Here is a 17,828-nt window from a genome sequence, read left to right as displayed (position 1 = left end):
CCGTCTGTCACGCCTCCTTTCTGGCGGGCGGGACAGAGTAAATTTTCCGCAACAGGTGCCTTAGTGCGTAAGCACAGGGGTACGAACCGAGGATTCTGGAATGGCTGAAATTACCGCTGCACTGGTAAAAGAACTGCGCGAGCGTACTGGCGCGGGCATGATGGACTGCAAAAAAGCGCTGACCGAAGCGAATGGCGACATCGAGCTGGCGATTGAGAACATGCGTAAGTCCGGCGCGATCAAAGCGGCGAAAAAAGCAGGCAACGTAGCTGCTGACGGCGTGATCAAAACCAAAATCGACGGCAACTACGGCGTGATCCTGGAAGTCAACTGCCAGACCGACTTCGTTGCGAAAGACGCTGGTTTCCAGGCGTTCGCTGACAAAGTGCTGGACGCGGCGACCGCAGAGCGCATCACCGACGTTGAAGCGCTGAAAGCGAAATTCGAAGAAGAGCGCGTAGCGCTGGTAGCGAAAATCGGCGAAAACATCAACATCCGTCGTATCGCTGTGCTGGAAGGCGAGCAGCTGGGTTCTTACCTGCACGGCGCGCGTATCGGCGTACTGATCTCCGCGAAAGGCGCTGACGAAGAGCTGATCAAGCAGATCGCTATGCACGTTGCTGCCAGCAAGCCGGAATTCGTTAAGCCGGAAGACGTCTCTGCTGACGTGGTTGAAAAAGAGTACCAGGTTCAGCTGGACATCGCGATGCAGTCTGGCAAGCCGAAAGAGATCGCTGAGAAAATGGTTGAAGGCCGCATGAAGAAATTCACCGGCGAAGTCTCTCTGACCGGCCAGGCTTTCGTTATCGATCCGAGCAAAACCGTTGGCCAGGCGCTGAAAGAGAAAGGCGCTGACGTCATCAACTTCATCCGCTTCGAAGTGGGCGAAGGCATTGAGAAAGTCGAAAGCGACTTCGCTGCTGAAGTAGCAGCTATGTCCAAACAGTCTTAATGCTGTTAAAGGAACCGCCAAAAGGCGGTTCTTTTTTGTCTGCTGCGCTAAGCAGACGCTTTTCAGTCTCATCCCAATAGTAATTTACGCGCGCTAAGCGGATGATCCATCAGATTTAACTTCTCCTTTTCAACTCTTCCAGGAAGAACCGACCATGGCGACCAACGCAAAACCTGTATATCAACGTATCCTGCTGAAACTGAGTGGCGAAGCACTGCAAGGTGCCGAAGGTTTTGGTATCGACGCGAGCGTGCTTGACCGCATGGCGCAAGAGGTGAAAGAACTGGTCGAGCTGGGCATTCAGGTAGGCGTGGTAATTGGCGGCGGCAACCTGTTCCGCGGAGCGGGGCTGGCACAGGCGGGTATGAATCGCGTCGTGGGCGACCATATGGGCATGCTGGCGACTGTGATGAACGGCCTGGCGATGCGCGACGCGCTGCACCGCGCGTATGTGAACGCGCGCCTGATGTCCGCTATCCCACTTAACGGCGTATGCGACAACTACAGCTGGGCCGAAGCCATCAGCCTGCTGCGCAACAACCGCGTGGTGATCTTCTCCGCCGGTACCGGCAACCCGTTCTTTACCACCGACTCGGCGGCCTGTCTGCGCGGCATCGAAATCGAAGCGGACGTGGTGCTGAAGGCAACGAAAGTCGACGGCGTTTACTCAGCCGATCCAGTGAAAAACCCGGATGCGACGCTGTATGACCAGCTCTCCTACGCCGAAGTGCTGGAAAAAGAGCTGAAAGTAATGGATCTGGCGGCCTTTACTCTGGCGCGCGACCATCAGTTGCCGATCCGCGTATTTAATATGAACAAACCTGGCGCGTTGCGTCGCGTAGTGATGGGTGAAAAAGAAGGCACCCTGATTACGCATTAATACCCGACGCAAGATAAAATAAGGTATATTCTGTCGGCGCGGTGAACGTCACCGCGCACCATTCAGGATTATCGCTCAACAGCGATACCGCTTCCGGCCCCGCCGGAATGGCCAGGTCAAACCGAATCCAAGGGTTTCAACGTGATTAACGACATCAAAAAAGATGCTGAAACGCGCATGGACAAATGCGTCGAAGCGTTTAAAAACACCATCAGCAAAGTGCGCACCGGTCGCGCTTCTCCTTCACTGCTCGACGGTATCGTGGTCGAATACTACGGTACGCCGACGCCGCTGCGTCAGCTCGCTTCTGTTACCGTAGAAGACTCACGCACGCTGAAAATCAACGTGTTCGACCGCTCCATGGGCCCGGCAGTGGAAAAAGCCATCATGGCTTCTGACCTCGGCCTTAACCCAAGCTCAGCGGGAAGCGACATTCGTGTTCCGCTGCCTGCGCTGACCGAAGAGCGTCGTAAGGATCTGATCAAGGTTGTGCGCGGCGAAGCCGAGCAGGGCCGCGTCTCTGTGCGCAACGTGCGCCGCGACGCTAACGACAAAATCAAAGCCTTGCTGAAAGATAAAGAGATCAGCGAAGACGACGAGCGTCGTACTCAGGACGAGATCCAGAAAATGACCGATGCGCGTATCAAGAACGTAGATGCGGCGCTGGCTGAAAAAGAGAAGGAGCTGATGGAGTTCTGATCCCATCAGTTGCTTTCTATACCCGATATCCTTGGGTATAAAACGCCGTTCAGAGCTGTGTTCATTGCGAATGCGCTCTGGCGGCGTTTTACATTATGCCTTCCGCGCGAGCGGAGTTATTCGACGTCTTCACAGGGACAGCTTAATGAAGCGATTAACCTTGCTGGGTTCCACCGGATCCATTGGCGCCAGCACGCTGGCGGTGGTCCGCGCTAATCCTGAGCTTTATCAAATTACCGCGCTGGTCGCCGGCCAGAATGTCGCGCTGATGGCGGAGCAGTGTCAAACGTTCCAGCCGCGCTACGCCGCGATGGCGGACGAGGCGTCTGCACAGGCGCTGCGTGAACGACTGAAAGCACTCAACGTCTCAACCGAAGTGCTCTCCGGCGTTCAGGCCGCGTGCGAGCTGGCCGCGCTTGACGAGGTGGATCAGGTAATGGCGGCGATTGTCGGCGCATCCGGGCTGCTGCCGACGCTGGCGGCGATCCGCGCCGGAAAAAGCGTGCTGCTCGCTAACAAAGAGTCGCTTGTCACCTGCGGCCGTTTGTTTATGGAGGCGGTGCACCACTATCAGGCGCAGCTGCTGCCCGTCGACAGCGAGCACAACGCCATTTTTCAGAGTTTGCCCGCTTCCATCCAGCATCAGTTAGGATACGCTGACCTGCGGGAAAATGGCATTGAGTCCATTATCCTTACGGGATCGGGTGGTCCTTTTCGTGACACGCCGCTGGCCGACCTTGCGACCATGTCGCCGGAGCAGGCCTGCGCGCATCCGAACTGGTCGATGGGACGTAAAATCTCCGTCGACTCGGCCACCATGATGAATAAAGGTCTCGAATACATTGAAGCCCGCTGGTTATTTAACGCCAGCGCAGCGCAAATGGAGGTGATCCTGCATCCGCAGTCGATGATCCACTCCATGGTGCGCTACTGCGACGGCAGCGTGCTGGCTCAGCTCGGTTCACCGGATATGCGCACCCCCATTGCACACTGCATGGCCTGGCCCGCGCGTATTTCAGCAGGCGTAACGCCGCTGGACTTCACCCGCATGTCCGCGCTGACGTTCGCCGAACCTGACTTTGCCCGCTACCCTTGCCTGAAACTGGCGATAGATGCCTGCGAGGCAGGGCAGGCGGCGACCACTACGCTAAACGCGGCCAATGAAGTTGCGGTGGCGGCCTTTCTGGATAACCAGATTCGCTTTACCGACATCGCGGCGCTCAACAGCGAAGTGCTGGCGGCGCAGGCGTTTGCGGAGCCGGATTCAGTGGACGCCGTACTGGATATCGACCGCGCCGCGCGCGCCAGAGCCACAGAGATGCTGCCGCGTTTCGCGACCTCGCGTTAACGCGCGCCGCTATTTGTTCGCCTGTAGCGAAAATGGTATAGTCGCTCGCTCGCGTTTCCGTGTATGGCATCGCATCAGATGCGCCTCGCCCCTTTTGGGCGGGAGAGTACCGGGCGCAATGTATTCAGAAACCACAGCATTTCTGACAACAGGAATTAATTACGCGTTATGTCGTCCAATAATCACAACAAAACCGATGACCAACAGGGAACGGGCCCACGTCACGTGGCTATCATTATGGATGGCAATGGTCGTTGGGCTAAAAATCAGGGAAAACTGCGTATTTCCGGCCATAAAGCGGGCGTAAAAGCGGTGCGCCGCTCCGTCAGCTTCGCCGTCAGCAATAATCTTGAAGCGCTGACGCTCTACGCCTTCAGCAGTGAAAACTGGAGCCGTCCGGCTCAGGAAGTCACTGCGCTGATGGAGCTGTTTGTCTGGGCGCTCGACAGTGAAGTAAAGAGCCTGCACAAGCACAACGTGCGTCTGCGCATCATCGGGGACGTGAGCCGTTTCAGTAACCGTATTCAGGAGCGTATTCGTCGCGCCGAGGAACTGACTCAGCAAAATAGTGGACTGACTCTCAATATTGCCGCGAACTATGGCGGACGTTGGGATATTATCCAGGGAGTGAAAAAACTCGCTGAACAGGTTCAGGAAGGTTTATTGCGTCCTGACCAGATCACCGAGGAGAACCTGTCTGCGCATTTGTGCATGCAGGGGCTGGCTCCAGTGGATTTAGTGATAAGGACCGGGGGAGAGCATCGGATTAGCAACTTCCTGCTGTGGCAGATCGCCTATGCTGAGTTTTATTTTACCGATGTTCTCTGGCCTGATTTTGATGAACACGTTTTTGAAGGTGCACTGAATGCATTCTCTCTGCGGGAGCGTCGTTATGGCGGCGCTGCACCAGGCGGCGCCTGAGCAAACAGGGGGTAACCTTTGCTGAAGTCTCGTCTGATTACCGCGCTTATTCTCATTCCGCTGGTGATTGCTGCGCTTTTCTGGTTACCGCCCGTTGGTTTTGCGATTACGACGATTATCATCTGCATGCTGGGCGCCTGGGAGTGGGGCCAGCTTGCGGGCATGGCGTCGCGTCAACAGCGTATCTGGCTCTCTGTAATTTGCGGACTGCTGCTGGCGGGGATGCTCTTTACCCTTCCTCCTTATCAGCGCGATGTCCATCTGCCGCAGGTCGCCGCTTCACTCTGGGCGTCGCTGGCATGGTGGATTGTGGCGCTGGTTCTGGTTCTCTTCTATCCGGCATCGGCCTCTCTCTGGCGTAATTCGCGTCCCCTGCGTCTGGTGTTTGGTGTTCTCACGCTGGTGCCGTTTTTCTGGGGCATGATGGCGCTGCGCCAGTATCACTACGACAGTGACCACTATGCGGGTGCATGGTGGCTGTTGTTCGTCATGTTTCTGGTATGGGGCGCCGATTCCGGCGCCTATATGTTCGGCAAAATGTTCGGCAAGCATAAGCTGGCGCCTAAAGTGTCGCCCGGGAAAACCTGGGAAGGCTTTCTCGGCGGCCTGGTCTCTTCTGCGCTGCTCGCCTGGCTGTTCGCCAGCTTTGCGCCGCTGAGCGTCTCCGCCGGTACGCTGATCGTCTGCGCCGTACTGGCGACTCTCGCCTCAGTGCTGGGCGATTTGACCGAAAGCATGTTCAAACGTGAAGCGGGTATCAAAGACAGTGGCAACTTGATCCCGGGTCACGGCGGCATTCTCGATCGTATCGACAGTCTGACTGCCGCAGTGCCGGTTTTCGCCTGTTTGCTGTTGCTGGTGTTCCGCACTCTCTGAGGACAGGCGTAGATGTTGAGTATATTATGGAGTTTTGTCGCCTTTATCGTCGCCCTTGGCGTGCTCATCACCGTACATGAGTTCGGTCATTTCTGGGTGGCGCGCCGCTGCGGCGTCCGCGTTGAGCGCTTCTCGATCGGTTTCGGCAAGGCGCTGTGGCAGCGCCGCGACCGTCAGGGCACCGAATATGTTATCGCGCTGATCCCGCTCGGGGGCTATGTCAAAATGCTCGACGAGCGCGTGGAAAGCGTGCCCGCCGAACTGCGTCATCAGGCTTTTAACAATAAAGCCATCTGGCAGCGCGCCTCGATTATCGCCGCTGGCCCCACCGCTAACTTCATCTTCGCCATATTCGCCTACTGGGTCGTATTTATTCACGGCGTGCCCGGCGTGCGTCCGGTGGTTGGCGAAATTGTGAACGGTTCGGTGGCGGCGGAAGCGCAAATTGCCAGCGGGATGGAACTTAAGGCGGTAGATGGCATCGAAACGCCTGACTGGGATGCCGTGCGTATGGCGCTGATTGGCAAAATCGGCGACGCACATACGGTGCTGACCGTTTCTCGCTTCGGCGAAGAGGCGACGCAGCAGAAAGATGTCGACCTGCGCAACTGGCAGTTTGAGCCAGACAAAGAGGATCCGGTCGTTGCGCTGGGCATTCGCCCGCGCGGCCCGCAAATCGAAACCACGCTGGCGGAAGTGCAGGCAAAGTCGCCTGCGAGCGTTGCCGGTTTGCAAGCGGGCGACAGGATCGTTAAAGTCGATGGTCAGCCGTTAACGCAATGGCAGACTTTTGTGATGCAGGTACGGGATAACCCCGGCAAAAATATGGCCCTGGAAGTTGATCGCGGCGGCGAGACGGTGCAGTTGACGTTAACGCCGGAAGCCAGGCCAGGCGCGAAAGCAGAAGGTTTCGCCGGGGTAATCCCGCGCGTGATTCCGCTGCCTGAAGCCTATAAAACGGTAAGGCAGTATGGCGCGTTTGACGCTATTGGTGAGGCCAGCGCGAAAACCTGGCAACTGATGAAGCTGACGGTCTCCATGCTGGGCAAGTTAATTACCGGAGATGTGAAGCTGAACAACCTGAGCGGGCCGATTTCGATTGCGCAGGGTGCAGGATTGTCAGCGGAATACGGGATGATTTACTACCTGATGTTTCTGGCGTTGATTAGCGTCAATCTCGGAATCATCAATCTCTTCCCACTGCCGGTGTTAGATGGTGGGCATTTGCTCTTCCTGGCGATCGAAAAGATCAAAGGTGGACCGGTGTCCGAGCGAGTTCAGGACTTCAGTTATCGCATTGGCTCAATCTTGCTGGTGTTGTTAATGGGGCTTGCACTTTTCAATGATTTCTCACGTCTGTAATAGCTGGAACGCAGACAGACGCGGGATGTGTTAGGAAAACGCATAATAACGATGGCGATGAAAAAGTTGCTCATAGCGTCGCTGCTGTTTAGCAGCGCCACCGTTTACGGTGCAGACGATTTCGTGGTGAAGGATATTCATTTCGAAGGGCTGCAGCGAGTCGCCGTCGGCGCGGCTCTGCTGAGCATGCCGGTACGAGTTGGCGATACGGTTAATGACGAAGATGTCAAAAATACCATTCGTTCGCTCTTTGCTACCGGCAACTTTGAGGATGTTCAGGTCCTGCGCGACGGAACTACGCTGATTGTTCAGGTGAAAGAACGTCCTACCATTGCCAGCATTACCTTTACCGGCAACAAAGCGGTGAAAGAGGATCAGCTCAAGCAAAACCTTGAGGCCTCTGGCGTACGCGTAGGCGAAGCTCTGGACCGCACCACCATCTCTTCCATTGAGAAAGGGCTGGAGGACTTCTACTACAGCGTCGGTAAATACACCGCTAACGTGAAGGCCGTGGTCACGCCGCTGCCGCGCAACCGCGTCGATCTGAAACTGGTCTTCACCGAAGGCGTCTCCGCCAAAATTCAGCAGATCAACATCGTTGGCAATAAGGCCTTCAGCTCTGACGAGCTGATCTCCCGTTTCCAGCTGCGCGACGAAGTGCCGTGGTGGAACGTGGTGGGCGATCGCAAATATCAGAAGCAAAAACTGGCGGGCGACCTTGAGACGCTGCGCAGCTTCTATCTCGATCGCGGCTATGCGCGCTTCAATATTGATTCGACCCAGGTGAGCCTGACGCCGGATAAAAAAGGCATCTACATCACCGTTAACATCACCGAGGGCGATCAGTACAAAATCGCCGGCGTGATCGTCAACGGCAGCATGGCGGGCCACTCGGCAGAGATCGAACACCTGACGCAAATTCCATCGGGCGAGCTGTATAACGGCACCAAAGTCACCCAGATGGAAGATGACATCAAGAAGCTGCTGGGCCGTTATGGCTACGCCTATCCGCGCGTGATGACGCAGCCTGAAATCAACGACGCCGATAAAACGGTGAAGCTGCATATCAGCGTGGACGCCGGCAACCGTTACTACGTGCGTAAAGTGCGCTTCGAGGGCAATGACACCTCGAAAGATGCGGTGCTGCGTCGTGAAATGCGCCAGATGGAAGGCGCATGGCTGGGCAGCGATCTGGTTGAGCAGGGCAAAGAGCGTCTGAACCGCACCGGCTACTTTGAAACGGTCGATGTCGATACGCAGCGCGTACCGGGCGTGCCGGACCAGGTAGACGTGGTCTACAAGGTCAAAGAGCGCAACACCGGCACCTTTAACTTCGGCGTCGGCTACGGCACCGAAAGCGGCGTCAGCTTCCAGGTCGGCGTAACCCAGGATAACTGGCTGGGCACCGGTAACACGGTAAGCATCAGCGGCACCAAGAATGACTACCAGACCTACGCGGAATTCTCGCTGACCGATCCGTACTTTACGGTGGATGGCGTGAGCCTGGGCGGTCGCGTCTTCTACAACGACTTTAAAGCGGACGATGCGGATCTGTCGGACTACACCAACAAAAGTTATGGCGTAGACGGCACCCTGGGCTTCCCGGTCAATGAAAACAACACGCTGCGCGTTGGTCTGGGCTATGTGCACAACGACCTCTCCAACATGCAGCCGCAGGTGGCGATGTGGCGCTATCTCGACTCTGTCGGTAAGCCGCAGGAGCTTAATGACAAGGGCGACTTCTCTGCGGATGACTTCACCTTCAACTACGGCTGGACCTATAATACCCTGGATCGTGGCTTCTTCCCGACCGCGGGTAACCGTACCAACCTGAACGGTAAAGTGACTATTCCGGGCTCGGACAACAGCTTCTATAAAGCGACGCTGGATACCCAACAGTATGTGCCGCTTAACCGCGATCGTACCTGGGTGCTGTTAGGACGCGGCCGCGTCGGTTACGGCGATGGCCTGGGCGGCAAAGAGATGCCGTTCTACGAGAACTTCTATGCGGGCGGCTCCAGCACCGTACGTGGTTTCCGCTCCAATACCATCGGTCCGAAAGCGGCTTACCTGAACGACGGCTCGTCAACCTGTACGCTGACCGATCCGAACGGCATCTGTAAGTCGAGCGACGCAGTAGGCGGTAACGCGATGGCGGTGGCCAGCCTGGAGCTGATTACCCCGACGCCGTTCCTGAGCGAGAAATACGCAAACTCGGTACGTACCTCGCTGTTCGTGGATGCGGGTACCGTCTGGGATACCAAGTGGCAGAATACGGATGAAACCCGCGCCGCCGGCATCCCGGACTATAGCGATCCAAACAATATCCGCGTTTCGAGCGGTATTGCGCTGCAGTGGATGTCCCCGCTGGGGCCGCTGGTCTTCTCTTATGCGCAGCCGGTCAAAAAAGTGGAAGGGGACAAATCAGAACAGTTCCAGTTTAACATTGGTAAAACCTGGTAAGGTTCTGAGCAAGGAAGCATAAGCTGAAGTCTTGCTACCGAACCGCGGTCTCTATAGCGGTTCGGAGCAAACACTGTGTCGCTGACACAAACGTTGATGGTAAGGAGTTTATAGTGAAAAAGTTGTTGTGTGCCGCAGGACTGGGTCTTGCTTTAGCTGTTTCCGCAGGCGCTCAGGCTGCTGACAAAATCGCAGTGGTAAACGTGTCCAGCATTTTCCAACAGTTACCGCAACGTGCGACCGTTGCTAAACAGCTGGAAAACGAGTTCAAAGGCCGCGCAACCGAGCTGCAGAGCCAGGAACGCGACCTGCAGACTAAAATGCAGCGCCTGCAGCGCGACGGTTCAACCATGAAGGCCAGCGATCGCAGCCGCATGGAAAAAGACGTTATGGCGCAGCGCGAAGCTTTCTCTTCTAAAGCCCAGGCTTTTGAGCAGGATAACCGCCGTCGTCAGATGGAAGAGCGTAACAAACTGCTGAGCCGTATTCAGGACGCCGTGAAGAAAGTAGCAAGCGACGAAGGTTATGACGTGGTGATCGACGCCAACGCTGTGGCTTACGCGTCAAACGCGAAAGACATTACTGCTGACGTGCTGAAACAGGTTAAATAATCGATGTCATCAATTCGACTGGCTGATTTAGCCCAGCAGTTGGATGCAGAATTGCACGGAGATGGCGATATCGCCATCTCCGGCATTGCTTCTATGCAATCCGCCCAAACCGGCCAAATCACATTTCTTAGCAACAGCCGCTACCGCGAGCAACTCGTCCAGTGTCAGGCATCGGCCGTGGTGCTGACGGAAGCGGATCTGGAGTGGTGTCACACGGCCGCGCTGGTGGTGAAAAATCCCTATCTGACCTATGCACGCATGGCTCAGCTGCTGGATACTACGCCGCAGCCTGCACAAAATATCGCGCCCAGCGCGGTAATCGATCCCAGCGCGAAGCTGGGGCAAAACGTCTCTGTCGGCGCTAACGCGGTAATCGAATCCGACGTAGTGCTGGGCGACAACGTGGTGATCGGCGCGGGCTGCTTCGTCGGTAAAAAGACGCGCATCGGCAACAACAGCCGTCTCTGGGCTAACGTGACGGTCTACCATGAAATCGAAATCGGTCAGGATTGTCTGATTCAGTCCGGCACCGTTATCGGCGCGGATGGTTTCGGCTACGCCAACGATCGCGGTAATTGGGTGAAAATCCCGCAGCTTGGCGCTGTAATTATCGGCGATCGAGTAGAAATCGGTGCCTGTACCACTATCGATCGTGGCGCGCTGGATAACACTCTGATCGGCAATGGTGTTATCATAGACAACCAGTGTCAGATCGCACACAACGTGGTTATTGGCGACAATACCGCGGTTGCGGGTGGTGTGATCATGGCGGGTAGTTTGAAAATTGGACGTTACTGTATGATTGGCGGCGCCAGCGTCATTAACGGCCATATGGAAATCTGTGACAAGGTGACCGTGACCGGTATGGGCATGGTTATGCGTCCTATCACAGAGCCTGGGGTATACTCGTCGGGCATTCCGCTACAACCCAATAAAACCTGGCGCAAAACTGCAGCGCTGGTGATGAACATCGATGACATGAGCAAGCGCTTAAAAGCCATCGAGCGGAAGGTCGGCAAAGACGACTAAACGCCATCCCACATGCGACCGGCTTGCTAATAAAAATGTTAAGCAGGTAAGCCAGGCGCCATTGAACCGATTTCGGCCTGCGGAGGATCGTTTTGATCTGTGCAGGCCGTGTTATTGATGTCATCAGATTTTTAGGACAGGAAGAGTATTTTGACTACTGAAACTCATACTCTGAAAATTGAAGAAATTTTAGAGCTGCTGCCGCACCGCTACCCGTTTCTGCTTGTTGATCGCGTGCTGGAGTTTGAAGAGCACAAGTATCTGCGCGCCGTTAAGAACGTCTCTGTTAATGAACCGTTTTTCCAGGGGCATTTCCCTGGTAAACCGATTTTCCCTGGCGTTCTGATCCTCGAAGCGATGGCGCAGGCTACCGGTATTCTGGCGTTCAAAAGCGTTGGTAAACTGGAGCCGGGCGAGCTCTACTATTTCGCCGGCATCGACGAAGCCCGTTTCAAACGTCCGGTCGTACCGGGCGATCAAATGATCATGGAAGTGACTTTCGAGAAAACCCGCCGCGGTTTGACGCGCTTTAAAGGCGTTGCTACCGTTGACGGCAAGATTGTCTGTGAAGCGACCATGATGTGTGCCCGTAGCCGGGAGGCATAATCTGTGATTGATCCAACCGCCACCATCCATGCCAGTTCCGTCATCGAAGAAGGGGCCGTTATCGGTCCCAACGTTCACATCGGCCCGTTCTGCTTTATCGGCGCGCATGTGGAGATCGGTGAAGGTACGGTCCTGAAGTCGCACGTGGTCATCAATGGCCATACGCGTATCGGGAAAGATAACCAGATCTATCAGTTCGCCTCTATCGGCGAAGTGAATCAGGATCTTAAATACGCTGGCGAGCCGACCCGCGTTGAAGTGGGCGATCGCAACCGCATCCGCGAAAGCGTGACCATTCATCGCGGCACCGTGCAGGGCGGCGGCGTCACCACCATCGGCAGCGATAACCTGCTGATGGTGAATGCGCACATTGCGCATGACTGCGTGATCGGCAACCGCTGCATTTTCGCCAACAACGCCACGCTGGGCGGCCATGTTACCGTGGACGACTTCGCGATTATCGGCGGCATGACGGCAGTGCATCAGTGGTGCACTATCGGCGCGCACGTGATGGTCGGCGGTTGTTCAGGCGTCGCGCAGGATGTGCCGCCCTACGTTATCGCGCAGGGCAACCACGCGACGCCGTTCGGCATCAATATTGAAGGTCTGAAGCGTCGCGGCTTCAGCAAAGAGGCGTTGCACGCCATTCGCAACGCCTATAAACTGCTGTACCGCAGCAACAAAACGCTGGACGAAGCCAAGCCGGAAATTGAAGCGCTGGCGAAGCAGCATAGCGAAGTGCAGCCCTTCTACGACTTCTTTGCTCGTTCTACGCGTGGGTTGATTCGTTAATTCATGTCAGTGCGTCCCCTTACGATAGCCTTGGTCGCCGGAGAAACCTCCGGCGATATTCTTGGTGCCGGTCTTATCCGCGCGCTCAAAGCGCGTCATCCTGATGCCCGTTTCGTTGGTGTGGCAGGCCCGCGCATGCAGGCTGAAGGCTGCGAAACCTGGTATGAGATGGAAGAACTGGCGGTGATGGGCATAGTGGAAGTGCTGGGTCGCCTGCCGCGCCTGATGAAGATTGGCCGGGATCTGACGCAGCGCTTTACCGAACTGAAGCCGGATGTATTCGTTGGTATCGATGCGCCCGATTTCAATATCACGCTGGAAGGGCGGCTGAAGCGCAATGGCATCCGCACCATTCACTACGTTAGCCCCTCGGTCTGGGCGTGGCGGCAAAAGCGCGTGTTTAAAATCGGCCGCAACACTAATCTGGTGCTCGCGTTTCTGCCGTTTGAAAAAGCCTTCTACGATCGTTTTAACGTGCCGTGTCGCTTTATCGGCCACACCATGGCGGATGCGATGCCGCTGCAGCCGGACAAACCGGCCGCACGCCGTACGCTGGGTATTAGCGACGAGGCGCTCTGCCTGGCGCTGCTGCCCGGCAGCCGTCATGCGGAAGTAGAGATGCTCAGCGCCGATTTTTTACGCGCGGCGCAGCTGCTGCGCGTGCGCTATCCGGCGCTGGAGATCGTCGTGCCGCTGGTCAACGCCAAACGTCGTGCGCAGTTCGAACAGATCAAAGCCGAGATCGCCCCTGAATTGCCGATGCATCTGCTGGATGGTCAGGGTCGCGAAGCGATGATTGCGAGCGACGCCGCGATTCTTGCATCCGGCACCGCCGCGCTGGAGTGTATGCTGGCAAAATGTCCGATGGTAGTCGGCTATCGTATGAAGCCTTCGACCTTCTGGCTGGCGAAGCGGCTGGTGAAGACGCCATACGTCTCGCTGCCTAACTTGCTGGCGGGACGCGAACTGGTGAAAGAGCTGCTGCAGGAGGAGTGCGAACCGCACGCGCTGGCGGCGGCGCTGGAACCGCTGCTGCACGCCGGTCCGCAACGCGATGCGCTGCTCGCGACCTTTAGCGAGCTGCATCAGCAGATTCGCTGGAACGCAGATGAACAGGCAGCGGACGCCGTACTGGAGATCGCCAATGGCTGATTTTATCTATCCCAATGCCCGCCTGATTGCGGGCGTTGACGAAGTGGGCCGCGGTCCGCTGGTCGGCGCGGTCGTCACGGCGGCGGTTATTCTCGATCCGGCCAATCCGATTCAGGGTCTGGCCGACTCAAAAAAACTTTCTGAAAAACGCCGCCTCGCGTTATTCGACGAGATTAAAGAAAAAGCGCTGGCGTGGAGCTTAGGCCGCGCCGAGCCGGAAGAGATCGACCAGCTCAATATCCTGCACGCTACTATGCTGGCGATGCAGCGCGCGGTGGCGGGGCTGACGATAACGCCTGATTTCGTGCTGGTAGACGGCAACCGCACTCCCGCGCTGCCGATGCCGTCGCAGGCGGTGGTGAAAGGCGACAGCCTGGTGGCTGAAATCAGCGCGGCGTCGATTATCGCTAAAGTGTCGCGCGATCGCGAAATGGCTGAGCTGGATCGGCTCTTTCCTGAGTATGGCTTTGCGCAGCACAAAGGCTATCCTACCGCGCTGCATATGGAAAAACTAACGCAACACGGCGCGACGCCGCACCATCGCCGCAGCTTTGCGCCGGTGCGCAACGCCCTGATAGACGCTGAAGTTCTGGCCGCAGGCCAGCCAGCTACGCTTTAATAGCCTGACGCTGTTTTAACCGGAAACTGATATGGCTGAACCCCGTTTTATACATCTGCATGTCCACAGTGACTACTCGATGATCGATGGCCTGGCGAAAACCGGGCCGCTGGTCAAAAAGGCGGCTGCGCTGGGCATGCCCGCTCTCGCTATCACGGACTTTACCAACCTTTGCGGGCTGGTGCGTTTCTACGGCAGCGCACACGGCGCGGGGATCAAACCGATTATTGGCGCGGACTTTAAGGTCGCCAGCGAGCTGATGGGCGACGAGCTGACGCAGCTGACGGTGCTGGCCGCGAACAATACCGGCTATCAGAACCTGACGCTGCTTATCTCCCGCGCCTATCAGCGCGGCTACGGCATCGCCGGTCCGGTTATCGACCGCGACTGGCTGGCGGAGCTGGGTGAAGGGTTAATTCTGCTCTCCGGCGGACGCTGCGGCGATGTGGGCCGCAGCCTGCTGCGCGGCAACAGCGCGCTGGTTGCGCAGTGCCTGAGCTTTTATCAGACGCACTTTCCCGATCGCTACTACCTTGAGCTGGTGCGTACCGGCCGCGCCGACGAGGAGAGTTATCTCCATGCCGCGGTTGAGCTCGCCATCGCCGAGGGCGTACCGGTGGTCGCCACCAACGAAGTCTGCTTCCTTAATGAAGAGGATTTCGACGCGCATGAAATCCGCGTGGCGATCCACGACGGCTATACGCTGGACGATCCCAAGCGCCCGCGCAACTACAGTCCTCAGCAATATATGCGCAGCGAAGAGGAGATGTGCGAGCTTTTCTCGGACATCCCGGAAGCGCTGGAAAACAGCGTAGAGATTGCTAAGCGCTGCAACGTCACGGTACGCCTCGGCGAATATTTCCTGCCGCAGTTCCCGACCGGCGACATGACCACCGAAGATTTCCTGGTAATGAAGTCGCGTGAAGGTCTGGAAGAGCGCCTTGAGTTCCTCTTTCCCGATCCGGAAGTGCGCGCGCAGAAGCGCCCTGAATATGATGAGCGTCTGGAGATCGAGCTCAACGTTATCAACCAGATGGGCTTCCCCGGCTACTTCCTGATCGTGATGGAGTTTATCCAGTGGTCGAAAGATAACGGCATTCCGGTAGGGCCAGGACGCGGCTCCGGCGCCGGTTCGCTGGTTGCCTACGCGCTGAAAATCACCGATCTCGATCCGCTGGAGTTTGACCTGCTGTTCGAACGCTTCCTTAACCCGGAACGCGTCTCGATGCCTGACTTCGACGTCGATTTCTGTATGGAAAAGCGCGACCAGGTCATCGATCACGTCGCCGAAATGTACGGACGTGAGGCGGTGTCGCAGATCATCACCTTTGGCACCATGGCGGCGAAAGCGGTTATCCGCGACGTTGGCCGCGTGCTGGGTCATCCCTACGGCTTTGTCGATCGCATCTCTAAACTGATCCCGCCCGATCCCGGCATGACGCTGGAAAAAGCGTTCGCCGTCGAACCGCAGCTGCCGGAAATGTACGACGCGGACGAAGAGGTCAAAGCGCTGATCGATATGGCGCGCAAGCTGGAAGGCGTAACGCGTAACGCCGGTAAGCATGCCGGCGGCGTGGTGATCGCCCCGACGCAGATCACCGACTTCGCGCCGCTCTACTGCGACGAGAACGGCAACCATCCGGTCACGCAGTTCGATAAAAATGACGTAGAGTACGCCGGTCTGGTGAAGTTCGACTTCCTGGGACTGCGTACGCTCACCATCATCGACTGGGCGCTGAAGATGATCAATCCGCGCCGGGAGAAGCAGGGCCTGCCGCCGATCGATATCGCCGCGATTCCGCTGGATGATAAAAAAAGCTTCGATATGCTGCAGCGCGCGGAAACCACGGCGGTGTTCCAGCTTGAATCGCGCGGCATGAAAGATCTTATCAAGCGTCTGAAGCCGGACTGCTTTGAAGATATGATCGCGCTGGTGGCGCTGTTCCGTCCCGGCCCGCTGCAGTCGGGCATGGTGGATAACTTTATCGACCGTAAACACGGACGCGAAGCGATCTCCTATCCCGACATTCAGTGGCAGCATGAAAGCCTGAAGCCGGTGCTTGAGCCTACCTACGGCATTATCCTTTATCAGGAACAGGTCATGCAGATCGCCCAGGTGCTCTCCGGCTATACCCTGGGCGGCGCGGATATGCTGCGCCGCGCAATGGGTAAAAAGAAGCCGGAAGAGATGGCCAAGCAGCGCTCGGTGTTTAAAGAGGGCGCGGAGCGCATGGGCATCGACGGCGAACTGTCGATGAAGATTTTTGACCTGGTGGAGAAATTCGCCGGTTATGGCTTTAACAAATCGCACTCGGCCGCCTATGCGCTGGTCTCTTACCAGACGCTGTGGCTGAAGGCGCACTATCCGGCTGAGTTTATGGCGGCGGTGATGACCGCCGATATGGACAACACCGAGAAGGTGGTCGGCCTGGTGGATGAGTGCTGGCGTATGGGCCTGAAGGTACTGCCGCCTGATATCAACTCCGGGCTCTATCAGTTCCATGTCAACGACGACGGCGAGATCGTTTACGGCATCGGCGCGATCAAAGGCGTCGGCGAAGGCCCGATCGAAGCGATCCTTGAGGCGCGCAACCAGGATGGCTATTTCCGCGAGCTGTTCGATCTCTGCGCGCGCACCGATACCAAAAAGATCAACCGCCGCGTGATGGAGAAGCTGATCATGTCCGGCGCCTTCGATCGTCTTGGCCCGCACCGCGCGGCGCTGATGAGTTCGCTCGGCGACGCGCTGAAAGCGGCGGATCAGCACGCCAAAGCGGAGGCGATAGGCCAGGCCGATATGTTCGGCGTGCTGGCGGAAGAGCCGGAGCAGGTTGAAAAATCCTACGCCAGCGTAACACCTTGGCCAGAGCAGGTGCAGCTTGACGGCGAGCGCGAAACGCTCGGACTCTATCTCACCGGCCATCCGATTAATCAGTACCTGAAAGAGATCGAGCGCTATGTGGGCGGCATGCGCCTGAAGGACATGCATCCTACCGAGCGTGGTAAAATTACCGTTGCTGCCGGTCTGGTGGTGGCGGCCCGCGTGATGGTGACCAAGCGCGGCAACCGAATTGGTATCTGTACTCTGGACGACCGCTCCGGGCGTCTGGAGGTGATGTTATTTACCGATGCGTTAGACAAATACCAGCAGCTGCTGGAGAAAGACCGTATCCTGATCGTCAGCGGGCAGGTCAGCTTTGATGACTTCAGCGGCGGCCTTAAAATGACCGCCCGTGAAGTCATGGACATTGACGAAGCGCGCGAAAAATACGCGCGCGGACTTGCTATCTCGCTGACGGACAGGCAAATTGATGACCAGCTATTAAACCGGCTCCGCCAGTCTCTTGAGCCCCATCGCTCAGGGACGATTCCGGTGAATCTCTACTATCAGAGAGCCGACGCGCGAGCGAAGCTACGCTTTGGTGCAGCGTGGCGTATTTCGCCCAGCGATCGCCTGCTCAACGAATTACGTTCGTTGATAGGGTCGGAGCAGGTTGAACTGGAGTTTGACTAAAACA

At 56.9% G+C, this 17,828-nt stretch carries 15 protein-coding genes; all 15 read left to right on the top strand.

The features are described 5' to 3' along the window. Positions 1-100: 100 nt before the first annotated feature. The 15 genes from tsf (at position 101) to dnaE (ending at position 17,824) form a co-directional block, all read left to right on the top strand. The gene (tsf, locus tag MHZ89_RS11055; RefSeq protein ID WP_120455836.1) at positions 101-952 is read left to right on the top strand and encodes a translation elongation factor Ts; all 852 of its coding nucleotides are present in this window, start codon (positions 101-103) and stop codon (positions 950-952) included. 154 nt (positions 953-1,106) lie between these two features. Beyond that, positions 1,107-1,832: a UMP kinase gene (pyrH, locus tag MHZ89_RS11050; RefSeq protein ID WP_033793563.1), complete on the top strand. Its 726-nt coding sequence runs from the start codon at positions 1,107-1,109 to the stop codon at positions 1,830-1,832. A gap of 141 nt (positions 1,833-1,973) precedes the next feature. Next, complete coding sequence (gene frr / locus MHZ89_RS11045; RefSeq protein WP_120455838.1) at positions 1,974-2,531, top strand: ribosome recycling factor; 558 nt, start codon at positions 1,974-1,976, stop codon at positions 2,529-2,531. Between the two features lie 145 nt (positions 2,532-2,676). Further along, a complete protein-coding gene (gene ispC / locus MHZ89_RS11040) occupies positions 2,677-3,879 on the top strand; it encodes a 1-deoxy-D-xylulose-5-phosphate reductoisomerase (protein ID WP_311783042.1) in 1,203 nt (400 codons plus the stop codon). Between the two features lie 168 nt (positions 3,880-4,047). After that, positions 4,048-4,800 carry a (2E,6E)-farnesyl-diphosphate-specific ditrans,polycis-undecaprenyl-diphosphate synthase gene (ispU, locus tag MHZ89_RS11035; RefSeq protein ID WP_120455841.1) on the top strand — a complete coding sequence of 251 codons (753 nt, stop codon included), beginning with the start codon at positions 4,048-4,050 and terminating at the stop codon, positions 4,798-4,800. An 18-nt stretch (positions 4,801-4,818) separates the two neighbouring features. Then, on the top strand, positions 4,819-5,676 hold the full coding sequence (gene cdsA / locus MHZ89_RS11030) for a phosphatidate cytidylyltransferase (protein WP_311783041.1): 858 nt from the start codon (positions 4,819-4,821) through the stop codon (positions 5,674-5,676). A 12-nt stretch (positions 5,677-5,688) separates the two neighbouring features. Beyond that, entirely contained in the window at positions 5,689-7,038 is a 1,350-nt protein-coding gene (gene rseP, locus MHZ89_RS11025; RefSeq protein ID WP_311783040.1) for a sigma E protease regulator RseP, read from the top strand. A gap of 51 nt (positions 7,039-7,089) precedes the next feature. Then, entirely contained in the window at positions 7,090-9,501 is a 2,412-nt protein-coding gene (bamA, locus tag MHZ89_RS11020) for an outer membrane protein assembly factor BamA (RefSeq protein ID WP_311783039.1), read from the top strand. A 113-nt stretch (positions 9,502-9,614) separates the two neighbouring features. Further along, a complete protein-coding gene (gene skp / locus MHZ89_RS11015; RefSeq protein WP_311783038.1) occupies positions 9,615-10,112 on the top strand; it encodes a molecular chaperone Skp in 498 nt (165 codons plus the stop codon). 3 nt (positions 10,113-10,115) lie between these two features. Beyond that, entirely contained in the window at positions 10,116-11,141 is a 1,026-nt protein-coding gene (gene lpxD, locus MHZ89_RS11010) for a UDP-3-O-(3-hydroxymyristoyl)glucosamine N-acyltransferase (RefSeq protein WP_120455848.1), read from the top strand. 150 nt (positions 11,142-11,291) lie between these two features. Then, positions 11,292-11,747 (top strand): 3-hydroxyacyl-ACP dehydratase FabZ, encoded by a 456-nt coding sequence (gene fabZ / locus MHZ89_RS11005; RefSeq protein WP_013507953.1) that lies wholly within the window; start codon positions 11,292-11,294, stop codon positions 11,745-11,747. Between the two features lie 3 nt (positions 11,748-11,750). Then, positions 11,751-12,539, top strand: coding sequence for an acyl-ACP--UDP-N-acetylglucosamine O-acyltransferase (gene lpxA / locus MHZ89_RS11000; protein WP_120455850.1), 789 nt, complete (start codon positions 11,751-11,753; stop codon positions 12,537-12,539). Positions 12,540-12,542: 3 nt separating this feature from the next. Further along, positions 12,543-13,691, top strand: a complete 1,149-nt coding sequence (lpxB, locus tag MHZ89_RS10995; protein ID WP_311783037.1) for a lipid-A-disaccharide synthase — start codon at positions 12,543-12,545, stop codon at positions 13,689-13,691. Next, complete coding sequence (gene rnhB, locus MHZ89_RS10990; RefSeq protein WP_311783036.1) at positions 13,684-14,310, top strand: ribonuclease HII; 627 nt, start codon at positions 13,684-13,686, stop codon at positions 14,308-14,310. Before lpxB ends, rnhB begins: the two co-directional genes overlap by 8 nt. A gap of 31 nt (positions 14,311-14,341) precedes the next feature. After that, positions 14,342-17,824, top strand: a complete 3,483-nt coding sequence (gene dnaE / locus MHZ89_RS10985) for a DNA polymerase III subunit alpha (RefSeq protein ID WP_311783035.1) — start codon at positions 14,342-14,344, stop codon at positions 17,822-17,824. The last annotated feature ends 4 nt before the right edge of the window (positions 17,825-17,828 follow it).

This window comes from Pantoea sp. ACRSB, from assembly GCF_022346905.1.
Lineage (GTDB): Bacteria > Pseudomonadota > Gammaproteobacteria > Enterobacterales > Enterobacteriaceae > Pantoea > Pantoea piersonii.
Note: the sequence above shows the minus strand (reverse complement) of the source record. Positions and strands in the feature narration are given on the sequence as shown.

Coding starts and splice junctions, on each gene's coding strand:
- tsf (WP_120455836.1), top strand. CDS start 101: ATGGCTGAAATTACCGCTGCACTGGTAAAAGAACTGCGCGAGCGTACT.
- pyrH (WP_033793563.1), top strand. CDS start 1,107: ATGGCGACCAACGCAAAACCTGTATATCAACGTATCCTGCTGAAACTG.
- ispC (WP_311783042.1), top strand. CDS start 2,677: ATGAAGCGATTAACCTTGCTGGGTTCCACCGGATCCATTGGCGCCAGC.
- ispU (WP_120455841.1), top strand. CDS start 4,048: ATGTCGTCCAATAATCACAACAAAACCGATGACCAACAGGGAACGGGC.
- rseP (WP_311783040.1), top strand. CDS start 5,689: ATGTTGAGTATATTATGGAGTTTTGTCGCCTTTATCGTCGCCCTTGGC.
- bamA (WP_311783039.1), top strand. CDS start 7,090: ATGGCGATGAAAAAGTTGCTCATAGCGTCGCTGCTGTTTAGCAGCGCC.
- lpxD (WP_120455848.1), top strand. CDS start 10,116: ATGTCATCAATTCGACTGGCTGATTTAGCCCAGCAGTTGGATGCAGAA.
- lpxB (WP_311783037.1), top strand. CDS start 12,543: ATGTCAGTGCGTCCCCTTACGATAGCCTTGGTCGCCGGAGAAACCTCC.
- rnhB (WP_311783036.1), top strand. CDS start 13,684: ATGGCTGATTTTATCTATCCCAATGCCCGCCTGATTGCGGGCGTTGAC.
- dnaE (WP_311783035.1), top strand. CDS start 14,342: ATGGCTGAACCCCGTTTTATACATCTGCATGTCCACAGTGACTACTCG.